This is a genomic window from Methylolobus aquaticus, assembly GCF_054172105.1.
The window spans coordinates 91415-103237 of sequence record NZ_JBSYXP010000004.1; the positions used below are offsets into that span (position 1 = coordinate 91415).

General features: G+C 60.0%; 11 protein-coding genes and 5 tRNA genes. All 16 read left to right on the plus strand.

Annotated features, from left to right (window positions below):
- The first annotated feature begins 19 nt into the window (after window positions 1-19).
- Window positions 20-94: transfer RNA gene (locus ACW73L_RS06470), tRNA-Gln, on the plus strand.
- Between the two features lie 42 nt (window positions 95-136).
- Window positions 137-1090 carry a ribose-phosphate diphosphokinase gene (locus ACW73L_RS06475; protein ID WP_139557385.1) on the plus strand — a complete coding sequence of 318 codons (954 nt, stop codon included), beginning with the start codon at window positions 137-139 and terminating at the stop codon, window positions 1088-1090.
- A 43-nt stretch (window positions 1091-1133) separates the two neighbouring features.
- A complete protein-coding gene (locus ACW73L_RS06480) occupies window positions 1134-1742 on the plus strand; it encodes a 50S ribosomal protein L25/general stress protein Ctc (RefSeq protein WP_498920838.1) in 609 nt (202 codons plus the stop codon).
- Between the two features lie 63 nt (window positions 1743-1805).
- Entirely contained in the window at window positions 1806-2396 is a 591-nt protein-coding gene (gene pth, locus ACW73L_RS06485) for an aminoacyl-tRNA hydrolase (RefSeq protein WP_498920839.1), read from the plus strand.
- A 59-nt stretch (window positions 2397-2455) separates the two neighbouring features.
- Window positions 2456-2540: transfer RNA gene (locus tag ACW73L_RS06490), tRNA-Tyr, on the plus strand.
- A 16-nt stretch (window positions 2541-2556) separates the two neighbouring features.
- Window positions 2557-2630 (plus strand) — tRNA-Gly (locus ACW73L_RS06495).
- An 18-nt stretch (window positions 2631-2648) separates the two neighbouring features.
- Window positions 2649-2724, plus strand: a tRNA-Thr gene (locus tag ACW73L_RS06500).
- A gap of 47 nt (window positions 2725-2771) precedes the next feature.
- Window positions 2772-3962, plus strand: coding sequence for an elongation factor Tu (gene tuf, locus ACW73L_RS06505; RefSeq protein WP_139556295.1), 1191 nt, complete (start codon window positions 2772-2774; stop codon window positions 3960-3962).
- Window positions 3963-4014: 52 nt separating this feature from the next.
- Window positions 4015-4090 (plus strand) — tRNA-Trp (locus ACW73L_RS06510).
- Window positions 4091-4117: 27 nt separating this feature from the next.
- Window positions 4118-4495 carry a preprotein translocase subunit SecE gene (gene secE / locus ACW73L_RS06515; protein WP_139557382.1) on the plus strand — a complete coding sequence of 126 codons (378 nt, stop codon included), beginning with the start codon at window positions 4118-4120 and terminating at the stop codon, window positions 4493-4495.
- 2 nt (window positions 4496-4497) lie between these two features.
- Window positions 4498-5031: a transcription termination/antitermination protein NusG gene (nusG, locus tag ACW73L_RS06520; protein WP_139557381.1), complete on the plus strand. Its 534-nt coding sequence runs from the start codon at window positions 4498-4500 to the stop codon at window positions 5029-5031.
- Window positions 5032-5106: 75 nt separating this feature from the next.
- Entirely contained in the window at window positions 5107-5538 is a 432-nt protein-coding gene (rplK, locus tag ACW73L_RS06525; RefSeq protein ID WP_139557380.1) for a 50S ribosomal protein L11, read from the plus strand.
- Window positions 5538-6233 carry a 50S ribosomal protein L1 gene (rplA, locus tag ACW73L_RS06530; protein ID WP_498920842.1) on the plus strand — a complete coding sequence of 232 codons (696 nt, stop codon included), beginning with the start codon at window positions 5538-5540 and terminating at the stop codon, window positions 6231-6233. Before rplK ends, rplA begins: the two co-directional genes overlap by 1 nt.
- A gap of 211 nt (window positions 6234-6444) precedes the next feature.
- Window positions 6445-6972, plus strand: coding sequence for a 50S ribosomal protein L10 (rplJ, locus tag ACW73L_RS06535; protein WP_139557378.1), 528 nt, complete (start codon window positions 6445-6447; stop codon window positions 6970-6972).
- Window positions 6973-7015: 43 nt separating this feature from the next.
- The gene (gene rplL / locus ACW73L_RS06540) at window positions 7016-7396 is read left to right on the plus strand and encodes a 50S ribosomal protein L7/L12 (protein ID WP_139557377.1); all 381 of its coding nucleotides are present in this window, start codon (window positions 7016-7018) and stop codon (window positions 7394-7396) included.
- Between the two features lie 185 nt (window positions 7397-7581).
- Window positions 7582-11658, plus strand: coding sequence for a DNA-directed RNA polymerase subunit beta (gene rpoB / locus ACW73L_RS06545; protein ID WP_498920844.1), 4077 nt, complete (start codon window positions 7582-7584; stop codon window positions 11656-11658).
- The last annotated feature ends 165 nt before the right edge of the window (window positions 11659-11823 follow it).

Genomic DNA, 11823 nt, shown 5'->3' on the forward strand with positions numbered 1-11823 from the left:
GAGCTGTCTTTTATTTTTTTGGGGCGTAGCCAAGCGGTAAGGCAACGGGTTTTGATCCCGTCATTCCTAGGTTCGAGTCCTAGCGCCCCAGCCAGTTTTCGCGCGAATCCTCTCTGAAACAGTCTTGGTCAGTACCATGTCCGACGCGTCCTTCATGGTCTTTTCCTGCAATGCCAATCTCCCCCTCGCGGAGGGCATCGCGCGCAAGCTGAACATGCGACTGGGCATGGCTCGCGTCGGACGTTTCAGCGATGGCGAAATCCAGCTGGAAATCGATGAGCACGTTCGAGGACGCGAGGTCTTCGTGGTACAGCCCACGTGCGCTCCGATCAATGACAACCTGATGGAGTTGTTGATCATGATTGATGCGCTGCGGCGATCATCGGCCTCGGTCATCACTGCCGTGATCCCGTATTTCGGGTATGCCCGGCAGGATCGGCGCATCCGGTCGGCCCGGGTGCCGATTACCGCCAAGCTGGTGGCGAAAATGATCTGCTCGGCGGGTGCCGATCGGGTGTTGACGGTCGACTTGCACGCTGATCAGATCCAGGGATTCTTCGATGTCCCGGTGGACAACGTGTATGCGTCGCCGATCCTGCTCGGCGATGTCTGGCGGCAGAAGTATCAGGGGCTCATGGTGGTCTCGCCGGATGTGGGCGGAGTCGTGAGGGCCAGGGCTTTGGCGAAGCGTCTGGACGAAGCCGACCTGGCCATCATCGACAAACGCCGCCCGCGGGCGAACGAGTCGACGGTCATGAATATCATTGGTGACGTCGAGGGGCGTAGCTGTGTGATGGTGGACGATCTGGTCGACACCGCCGGTACGCTCTGCAAGGCTGCTGGCGCGTTGAAAGACCACGGCGCGCTGAGGGTGGTTGCCTATTGCACCCATCCCGTGTTGTCCGGGCCCGCGGTGGACAATATCAACCGCTCCGTGTTGGACGAGCTCGTCGTCACGGACACGATTCCGCTGAGCGCGGAGGCGGCCGCGTGCGGGAAGATTCGGCAGCTCAGCATCGCCGAGATGCTGGCCGAAACGATCCGGCGCATCGCAATGGGTGAGTCGGTCAGCTCCCTGTATGTGGACTGAGCGAATCTGTGTTTTATCTGCTTAGAGTATTTTGGAGAGAAAGATGGTAGGCGGATTTGAGTTTGAAGCGGAATTGAGAGCCCCATGTGGCAAGGGCGCGGCGCGCCGGCTGCGGCGTACGAGTCGCGTCCCGGGCGTCATCTATGGTGCAGGGGCCGACCCGGTGTCGGTTTCACTGGACCATAATGATGTGCTGAAGAAGCTGGAAAACGAGGCAGTGTATTCCCACGTGCTGACCATCAGGGTTGGCGGTCGCGAAGAGAAGGCGGTGCTGAAAGCCCTCCAGCGCCACCCCAGTCGGCCAATCGTCATGCACATGGATTTTCAACGCGTCAGCGCGACCGAGAAGCTCCGTGTTCATGTTCCGTTGCATTTCATCAACGAGGGTACGTGCCCGGGCGTGAAAAAGGGCGGTATGGTCAGTCGCAATCTTATCGATGTCGAAGTCGCCTGCCTTCCGGCTGATCTGCCTGAATTTCTGGAGGTCGACCTCGCGCTCCTCGATCTGGGGCAGACCTTCCATCTGTCCGATTTGAAGCTACCCGCAAACGTCGAGCTGCCGGCGTTGGCTCAGGGTCCGGAGCATGACTTGCCTGTGGTGGCTATTCAGCATAGTCGCACCGGCACCGAGACGACGGACGAGTCAGTCTGAGGTTCGACGGTCGGCGCGGCGCTGGCAAGTTAGCATTGTCTCGTCGACCTCGGGTAGGGATCCATGGCGCCAACGTGCATCCGGCTCATCGTTGGGCTCGGGAACCCGGGTGTGCAGTACGAGCGGACCCGACATAACGCCGGGTTCTGGTTTGTCGAGGAAGTCGCGCGGCGTCATGGCGGAACTTTTCGGTCCGAAAATCGTGGGCAATGTGAGGCGGCTGAAATCGCCGTGAATGGTCGAGTTGTCCACCTTTTAAAGCCTTTGTTGTTCATGAATCGCAGCGGGCTGCCCGTCCAGACGTATGCCCGGTATCGGAATATCTCCCCAGCGGAGATTCTTGTGGTACATGACGAATTGGATTTTGCCCCGGGTGTGGCGAAGCTCAAGCTTGGTGGTGGTCATGGCGGGCACAATGGTCTTCGCGACCTGATCGCCGTTCTCGCGACTGCGGATTTTCCTCGCCTCCGCCTGGGCATCGGGCGGGCGACCTCCAAAGAGGGAGGTGCTGCTTATGTTTTGGCGAAAGCGCCGGCCAGCGAGGAGGAGGCGATCAGGGCGGCCGTAGGGAGAGTCGCCGATTCGCTTCCCACCTTGATTGCTGGCGATCTCGCTGCGGCGATGAACGCGCTGAACGCTCCGCCGCAAAGATGATCTCATGATGGTGGTTGACAGCGTGCCGCAAGTGCGACGATAATTGCCGTCTTAATTTCGGAGGGGTTCCCGAGCGGTCAAAGGGATCAGACTGTAAATCTGACGGCTCAGCCTTCGGAGGTTCGAATCCTCCCCCCTCCACCAGTTTCGATTGTTTCCAGCGGGTGTAGCTCAACGGTAGAGTCCCGGCCTTCCAAGCCGGCTGTGTGGGTTCGATTCCCATCACCCGCTCCAGGTGCGCTACATGTTCGCGCCCATATAGCTCAGTCGGTAGAGCACTTCCTTGGTAAGGAAGAGGTCACCGGTTCAAATCCGGTTATGGGCTCCAGTTTGCTGTAGGACTTTTAATAAATCTAAGAGCAGGGGTATCGGCGGATGTCCAAAGAGAAATTTACACGCACGAAGCCGCACGTGAACGTCGGGACGATTGGTCATGTGGACCATGGCAAGACGACGCTGACGGCGGCGCTGACGAAGGTGATGGCGATTAAGTTCGGGGGCGAGTTCAAGGCCTACGATCAGATCGACAATGCACCGGAGGAGCGGGCGCGGGGCATCACGATTGCGACGGCGCACGTCGAGTACGAGTCGCCGAGCCGGCACTATGCGCACGTGGATTGTCCGGGTCATGCCGACTACGTGAAGAACATGATCACGGGTGCGGCGCAGATGGACGGAGCGATTCTGGTGTGTTCGGCGGCGGACGGTCCGATGCCGCAGACGCGGGAGCACATTCTGTTGGCGCGTCAGGTCGGTGTGCCGTACATCGTGGTGTTCCTGAACAAGGCGGACATGGTCGATGACGCGGAGCTCCTGGAACTGGTCGAGATGGAAGTCCGTGAGTTGCTGTCGAAGTACGATTTCCCGGGCGATGACATTCCGATCGTCAAGGGTTCGGCGCTGAAGGCGCTGGAAGGCGACACCAGCGAGATTGGCGTGCCGGCGGTCGAGGCCCTGGTGGCGGCGCTGGACAGCTACATCCCGGAGCCGGAGCGGGCCATTGAGAAGCCGTTCCTGATGCCGATCGAAGACGTGTTTTCGATTTCCGGTCGTGGCACGGTGGTGACGGGACGTGTTGAGCGTGGCAAGGTCAAGGTCGGTGACGAAGTCTCGATCGTGGGTTTGAAGGACACCGTCAAGACGACCTGCACCGGTGTTGAGATGTTCCGCAAGTTGCTGGACGAAGGCGTGGCGGGCGACAACTGCGGTGTGCTGCTGCGCGGCACCAAGCGGGAAGATGTCGAGCGCGGACAGGTGTTGGCGAAGCCCGGTTCGATCACGCCGCACACGCATTTCGAGGCCGAGATTTACGTGTTGTCGAAGGAAGAGGGTGGTCGTCATACGCCGTTCTTCAATGGGTATCGGCCGCAGTTCTATTTCCGGACGACGGACGTGACGGGTTCGGTGGAGTTGCCGGAGGGTGTCGAGATGGTGATGCCGGGCGACAACATCAAGGTGCAGATCAAGTTGATCGCGCCGATCGCGATGGAAGAGGGCTTGCGCTTCGCGGTACGCGAAGGTGGCCGTACCGTCGGTGCTGGCGTCGTTTCCAAGGTTATCGAGTAATCGGTTCTCGAGCCGGTCTCGCTCAGTGGCGAGCGAGACCGGTCACTTTTACAGGTCAGTAGCTCAATTGGTAGAGCAGCGGTCTCCAAAACCGCAGGTTGGGGGTTCGAGCCCCTCCTGGCCTGCCACTTTTTCCCACGCGTGTCGTTAGTCCGATGACAACCCAGGCAGAATCGATGTCCAGTGCATTTGACACTGCGAAGCTCGTCTTCGCGGGCGTCCTTATGGTGGCTGGAGTGGTCGCGTACTACTACTTCACTGAGCAGTCCGTGTTCTACCGTGTGCTCGGTGTAATGGGCGCGGCGGCGCTGGCGGGTGCATTGGTCTTTACGACCGGTCTGGGGCGCGGACTGTGGGCGTTCTTTCGTGAGTCCCGCAGCGAAGTCCGCAAAATGGTTTGGCCGACGCGCCCGGAAACCATGCAGACGACCTTGATCGTTTTCGCTCTCGTTTTCCTGGTCGGCCTCATTTTGTGGCTGCTCGACATGGCGCTTTTTTGGGTCGTGACGACGCTGACCGGGCAGGGTGGGTGACGATGTCATTGCGCTGGTACGTGATCCACGCTTATTCCAATTTCGAGAATCACGTAAAGAAGTCCCTCGAAGAGCGCATCGTTCGCGCCGGCCTCGAACAATATTTCGGCAAGATCCTTGTCCCAACCGAGGAAGTGCTGGAGATGCGCATGGGGCAGCAGCGTCGCAGCGAACGGAAGTTCTTCCCCGGATACGTTCTCGTGCAAATGGAGTTGAACGACGAGACTTGGCATTTGGTGAAGGAAGTGCCGAAAGTGCTCGGTTTCATCGGCGGCACCTCTGACAAGCCGGCACCGATCAGTGACCGGGAAGCAGACGCGATCCTTAGTCGCGTTGAAGAAGGCTCACAGCGGCCTCGTCCTAAGGTGCTGTTCGAGGTCGGTGAAGTGGTACGGGTCATCGAGGGGCCGTTCAAGGATTTCAATGGCGTGGTCGAAGAAGTGAACTACGACAAGAGCAAGTTGCGTGTCTCGGTCCTGATCTTCGGTCGGTCTACCCCGGTCGAGCTTGAATTCGGTCAGGTCGAGAAGGCCTGATCAACACGTTGACTGCCGTACGCAGTCGCCCCAGGGGAGCTTACCCGTAAGCGCTACAACCCATCAGGAAACATCATGGCAAAAAAAATCACGGCTTACATCAAGCTGCAAGTCAAGGCTGGCGAGGCAAATCCGAGTCCTCCAGTAGGTCCGGCGCTGGGTCAGCGCGGCGTTAACATCATGGAGTTCTGCAAGGCGTTCAACGCTCACACGCAGAACGTCGAAAAGGGTTTGCCGTTGCCCGTGGTCATCACGGTTTATAGCGACCGCAGCTTCACCTTCATTACCAAGACGCCCCCGGCGACCGTGCTGCTGAAGAAGGCCGTAGGGCTGACCAAGGGAAGCAGCAATCCGAACACCAACAAGATCGGGACCGTCACGCGAGCGCAGCTTGAATCCGTTGCTCAGGCAAAGATGCCGGATTTGACCGCTGCGGACATGGATGCGGCAGTCCGCACCATCGCGGGCAGCGCCGTGAGTATGGGCCTCGAAGTGGAGGGCGTGTGATGGCCGGTTTGAGTAAACGGCAGAAGGAACTCCGTAGCAAGGTCGAGGCGGGCAAGGTCTATGCCGCGGAAGAGGCATTCGCTCTGCTGACCAGTCTTTCGAAAGTTAAGTTCGTCGAGGCGATTGATGTAGCCGTGAATCTCGGCGTCGATCCCCGGAAGTCGGATCAAGCCGTGCGCGGTGCCACCGTGCTCCCGAATGGCACGGGGAAGTCCGTTCGGGTTGCTGTGTTCGCTCAGGGCGTTGCGGCCGATGCGGCTCGTGAGGCCGGTGCCGACATCGTCGGCATGGATGACCTCGCGGCACAGGTCAAGGCCGGAGAGTTGAATTTCGACGTGGTCGTGGCCGCGCCCGATGCGATGCGCGTCGTCGGGACGCTGGGTCAGATTCTCGGGCCCCGCGGTTTGATGCCAAACCCGAAGACCGGCACGGTGACCCCCGACGTGGCCACCGCCGTCAAGAATGCGAAGGCGGGTCAGGTCCGTTATCGCACCGACAAGAAAGGCATCATCCATTGCACGCTGGGGAAGGTGAGCTTTACGCCGGCGGCGCTGCGGGAGAACCTCGAAGCCTTGCTGGTCGACCTGAAGAAGGCCAAGCCGAGCACGTCCAAGGGCGTCTACGTGAAGAAGGTCACCGTCTCGTCGACCATGGGCCCGGGCCTATGCGTCGACCAGAGCAGCCTGTCGGCCTGAATCTAAGCAGACTTTGGGTTGCCGGGTGAGCCCGGTAGCCGTCAAAGACCGCAGGTGCAGCGTGGCTGCTTAATGATCTGCCTGCGCAGACGGTAACTGAAGCCAATTCGGCCGCGGAAACCGTTTTTGAGAGCGCACCCCCTGGAAAGGGGGTGCTTTTTGAGGCTCTGAGTGACTCGTAGGGTTGCTCGGTTTATCTTGGAGGTAGCACGTGGCACTGAGACTGGATGACAAGAAAGCTGTCGTCACTGAAGTTGCCGCTATCGCCGCAAAAGCCCATTCCGCCGTGGCCGCAGAGTATCGCGGTCTGACCGTTTCGGACCTCACGACCTTGCGCAAGACCGCGCGGGAATCGGGAGTGTACCTGAGGGTCGTGAAGAACACCCTGGCGCGTAAAGCCGTAGAGGGGACCGACTTTGCCTGTATGCAGGAAAGTCTGATCGGTCCGCTCATTCTCGCGTTCTCGCTTGAGGACCCGGGTTCGGCGGCGCGTTTGTTCAGCGACTTTGCCAAGACTCACGACAAGTTGTCCGTGAAATTGGTGGCGGTGGGCGGTAAGCAGTACGGGGCGTCTGAGCTCGAGAGACTTTCGAAATTGCCGACGCGGGATCAAGCCCTCAGCATGCTGCTGGGCGTGATGAAGGCGCCGATCGAAAAGTTGGCTCGTACGCTACAGGAACCCCATGCCAAGCTGGTGCGGACCGTAGCGGCCGTACGGGACCAAAAGCAGGCTGCCTAAGTCCCTGGGCTACTGGTGAATCGATTTTTCGTTGGAGTGCGAAATGGCTGTATCTAAAGAAGACATTTTGGAAACCATTGGGAATATGACGGTCCTCGAGGTCGTCGACCTGATTTCCGCCATGGAAGAAAAGTTCGGCGTCTCCGCCGCGGCTGCTGTCGCTGCGGTCCCGATGGCGGCTGCCGGGCCGGCTGCTGCCGCGGCAGAGGAGCAGACTGAGTTCGACGTTGTGATGACGAGCTTCGGCGCCAATAAGGTCAACGTGATCAAGGTCGTTCGCGCGATCACGGGTCTGGGCCTCAAGGAAGCGAAGGATCTGGTCGAGGGAGCGCCCTCGACGGTCAAGGAAGCCGTGCCTAAGGCAGAGGCGGACGACATCAAGAAGCAGCTGGAAGAGGCCGGAGCTTCGGTAGACATCAAATAATTGTCGACTCCACTATCGGCAGTTTTTGAGCCAAGGCTGGCGACCTCGTGTCGCCGGCCTTTTGGTGTTGCTAACGATGCGTCGGCGCCGAGCGCCGCCGCGGTGGTTCGGGGCCGTGCTCAATCTCCCCGAGCAATGCGTACAGCATAACCAGCATTGAGCAGCAAGTCAGCTTGGGAATCACTATGGCTTACTCCTTCACCGAAAAGAAACGCGTACGTAAGAGTTTCGGACAGCGCCGGGACGTACTCGATGTGCCGTATCTCTTGGCGACGCAGGTGGATTCGTACAAACGTTTTCTGCAGAGCGATACCGCGCATCGGGAACGCCTGGACGAGGGGCTGCACGCTGCCCTGAAATCGATCTTCCCCATCGCCAGCCACTCCGGGCACGCGATGCTCGAATACGTGAGCTATCGCCTCGGGGATTCCACGTTTGACGTCAAGGAGTGCCAGCAACGGGGCGCAACCTATGCGGCGCCACTGCGCGTCCTGGTGCGCCTGGTGATCTACGACCGCGAAGCGCCCGCCAATGCGAAGGTGGTCAAGGACATCAAGGAGCAGGAAATCTACATGGGTGAAATCCCATTGATGACCGACACGGGTACCTTCGTCATCAATGGCACGGAGCGGGTCATCGTGTCGCAGCTCCATCGCTCCCCAGGCGTCTTTTTCGATCACGACCGCGGAAAGACACATTCCTCGGGCAAGCTGCTGTTCAATGCCCGCGTCATTCCCTACCGTGGTTCCTGGCTGGACTTCGAATTCGACCACAAGGATTGCGTGTTCGTGCGGATCGATCGGCGGCGCAAGCTGCCCGCCACGGTGCTGTTGCGCGCGCTCGGTTTGGAAAACGAAGAGATCATCGGGCGCTTTTTCGACCTGAACCGTTTCGAGTTCACCGACCGGGGCATCCTATGGGACCTCATCCCGGAGCGTTTCCGCGGTGAAATCGCGAGCTTCGACATCCATCTGAACGGCGAGCTGCTGGTCGAGACGGCCCATCGCATCACGGCACGGCACATTCGCTTGCTTGAGAAGTCGGGTTTGAAGCAGCTCGAGGTGCCCCGCGATTACCTGGTGGGTCGCATCCTCGCCCATAACGTCGTTGACGAAAGCACCGGGGAGTTGATTGCGCGGGTCAACCAGGAGCTGACCGACGAGGTCATCGGCCGCATCATGGCCGCCGGCGTCAAGGTTATCGAGACCCTGTTCGTGAATGACCTGGACCGCGGTCCGTACATGTCGAACACGATGCGGATCGATGTCACGGAGAGCAAGCTCGACGCCCTGGTCGAGATCTACCGGATGATGCGTCCCGGCGAACCACCGACCAAGGATGCAGCGCAGTCGCTGTTCGAGAATCTTTTCTTCTCCGCCGATCGCTATGACCTGTCGCCGGTCGGGCGCATGAAGTTCAACCGCCGACTGGGCCGCAAGGAGGTCCAGGGCCCGGGGGTCCTGAGCAACGAGGACATCATCGACGTATTGCGGCAACTGATCGCGATCCGCAATGGCAGCGGCACGGTCGACGACATTGATCATCTCGGCAACCGCCGCGTCCGCTCCGTAGGGGAGATGGTCGAAAATCAGTTCCGTCTCGGCTTGGTTCGGGTCGAGCGCGCGGTGAAGGAGCGCCTGTCGCTGCCGGACGTGGACAGCCTGGTGCCGCAGGAAATCATCAACGCCAAGCCCGTTGCCGCGTCGATCAAGGAGTTCTTCGGGTCCAGTCAGCTTTCTCAGTTCATGGACCAGAACAACCCCTTGTCGGAAGTTACCCACAAACGCCGCGTGTCCGCTCTCGGCCCGGGCGGGTTGGCGCGTGAGCGTGCAGGGTTCGAGGTACGCGACGTGCACACCACGCACTACGGTCGCGTGTGCCCGATCGAAACGCCGGAAGGTCCGAACATCGGTCTGATCAACTCGCTGGCGGTCTACGCCCGGACAAACGAATACGGTTTCCTCGAGACGCCCTATCGGAAGGTCATTGATGGTGTGGTGACGGACGAGATCGAATACCTATCGGCCATCGAGGAAGGCCAGTACTACATCGCTCAGGCCAGTGTGGCTCTGGACGAGCAAGGGCGCCTGAAGGACGAGTTGGTGTCTTGCCGGCACAAGGACGAGTTCAGCCTGGCATCGCGCGACATGATCAACTACATGGATGTCTCGTCCAAGCAGATCGTGTCAGTGGCGGCGTCGCTGATTCCCTTCCTTGAGCATGACGACGCCAACCGCGCGCTCATGGGATCGAACATGCAGCGTCAGGCCGTGCCGACGCTGCGTTCCGAGAAGCCCCTGGTCGGCACCGGCATGGAACGCATTGTCGCGAAGGACTCCGGCGTAACGGTGATCGCCCGGCGTGGTGGTTCCATCGAATTCGTGGATTCCGGTCGAATCGTCGTCCGAGTCAACGATGACGAAACCGAAGCGGGTATCCCTGGCGTCGATATCTACAACCTGACCAAGCACACACGTTCGAACCAGAACACCTGCATCAACCAGCGTCCCCTGGTGCGGACCGGTGACACCGTGGCGCGCGGTGACATCCTCGCCGACGGGCCGTCGACCGACATGGGTGAACTGGCCCTCGGCCAGAATCTTCTGGTCGCGTTCATGCCCTGGAACGGCTACAACTTCGAGGACTCGATCCTGATTTCGGAGCGGGTCGTGAAGGATGACCGTTTCACGACGATTCACATCGAAGAGCGAACCTGCGTCGCACGCGATACCAAGCTCGGGCCGGAGGAAATCACCTCCGACATCCCGAACGTTGGCGAGGCGGCACTGGCCAAGCTGGACGAGTCAGGCATCGTCTACATCGGTGCCGAGGTCAAGGCGGGTGACATCCTGGTCGGCAAGGTGACGCCCAAGGGCGAAACGCAGCTCACCCCGGAGGAAAAGCTGCTCCGTGCCATCTTCGGCGAGAAGGCTTCCGACGTGAAGGACACCTCCTTGCGCGTGCCTTCGGGCATGGATGGTACGGTCATCGACGTTCAGGTCTTTACCCGTGATGGCGTGAAGAAGGACGAGCGCGCCCGGCAGATCGAAGAAGCGGAGATCGAGCGCGCCAAGAAGGACCTGCATGACCAGTTGCGAATCATCGAGAAGGACTTCTATCAGCGCGTCGAAGCGATGCTGGTCGGCAAGGTCGCGGACGCCGGACCGGGCGGATTGAAGCGTGGCACCGCCATTACGGCCGAGTACCTCGACGGGGTGAAGCCCGCCCAGTGGTTGGAGATCCGGTTGCAGGACGAGGATGCGAATCTGCAATTGGAGGCAATCGCGGAACAGATCGCCCTGCAGCGTGAGGAAATGAACACGCGACTCGAGGAAAAGCGCCGCAAGATCACGATGGGCGATGACCTCGCCCCCGGTGTCCTGAAGATGGTGAAGGTCTATCTCGCGGTCAAGCGCCGCGTCCAGCCGGGCGACAAGATGGCGGGACGACATGGTAACAAGGGTGTGATCTCGCAGATCGTCCCCGTCGAGGACATGCCGCATCTTGCCGACGGAACGCCGGTCGACATCGTTTTGAATCCTCTGGGCGTACCATCCCGTATGAACGTCGGTCAGGTGCTCGAAACCCATCTCGGGTGGGCGGCCAAGGGTCTCGGCCTAAAGATCGGCGAGATGCTGGATGCCAAGTCCCGCATACAGGAACTCCGGGATTTTCTAGATGAGATCTACAACCGGACCGGGCGTACGGAACACCTGGACGAGCTGTCCGACGCTGAGATTCTCGAGTTGGCCGGGCATCTTCGCGGTGGTGTACCCATGGCCACGCCGGTATTCGACGGGGCCTGCGAGGACGATATCAAGAGCATGCTGCGCCTGGCGGGATTACCGGCGAGCGGTCAGACCAAGCTCTACGACGGCCGGACCGGCGAGATGTTCGATCGCGATGTCACCGTGGGATACATGTACATGCTGAAGTTGAACCATCTGGTCGACGACAAGATGCATGCGCGTTCGACCGGGCCTTACAGTCTCGTGACCCAGCAGCCGCTCGGGGGCAAGGCCCAGTTTGGCGGACAGCGTTTCGGGGAAATGGAGGTCTGGGCGCTCGAAGCCTATGGCGCTGCCTATACGTTGCAGGAAATGCTGACCGTGAAGTCCGACGATGTCACCGGTCGTACCAAGATGTACAAGAATGTCGTCGACGGCGATCACCGTATGGAAGCGGCGATGCCCGAGTCGTTCAACGTGTTGATCAAGGAGATTCGGTCACTCGGCATCAACATCGAACTGGAGCAGGATTGAGGGGCCGCGCCCCGCGGTTTGCGGGGTGTTTCGTTCGGGGAGAAGGCGGGCAGACCAAGCAGCCGGAGGCACAGCCGATGGTGACTGAGTGTCTGCCCCAGATTCGCAAGGTTCTTGACCGGGTCGTACCGGGAGTGTGTCCAGAATCGGTGTTCAGCGGGTGTC

Excerpts from the sequence above, each read along its gene's own strand:
- tuf (WP_139556295.1), top strand. The coding sequence starts at position 2,772 with ATGTCCAAAGAGAAATTTACACGCACGAAGCCGCACGTGAACGTCGGG.
- pth (WP_498920839.1), top strand. The coding sequence starts at position 1,806 with ATGGCGCCAACGTGCATCCGGCTCATCGTTGGGCTCGGGAACCCGGGT.
- rplA (WP_498920842.1), top strand. The coding sequence starts at position 5,538 with ATGGCCGGTTTGAGTAAACGGCAGAAGGAACTCCGTAGCAAGGTCGAG.
- rpoB (WP_498920844.1), top strand. The coding sequence starts at position 7,582 with ATGGCTTACTCCTTCACCGAAAAGAAACGCGTACGTAAGAGTTTCGGA.
- rplL (WP_139557377.1), top strand. The coding sequence starts at position 7,016 with ATGGCTGTATCTAAAGAAGACATTTTGGAAACCATTGGGAATATGACG.
- ACW73L_RS06480 (WP_498920838.1), top strand. The coding sequence starts at position 1,134 with ATGGTAGGCGGATTTGAGTTTGAAGCGGAATTGAGAGCCCCATGTGGC.
- nusG (WP_139557381.1), top strand. The coding sequence starts at position 4,498 with ATGTCATTGCGCTGGTACGTGATCCACGCTTATTCCAATTTCGAGAAT.
- ACW73L_RS06475 (WP_139557385.1), top strand. The coding sequence starts at position 137 with ATGTCCGACGCGTCCTTCATGGTCTTTTCCTGCAATGCCAATCTCCCC.
- rplK (WP_139557380.1), top strand. The coding sequence starts at position 5,107 with ATGGCAAAAAAAATCACGGCTTACATCAAGCTGCAAGTCAAGGCTGGC.
- secE (WP_139557382.1), top strand. The coding sequence starts at position 4,118 with ATGACAACCCAGGCAGAATCGATGTCCAGTGCATTTGACACTGCGAAG.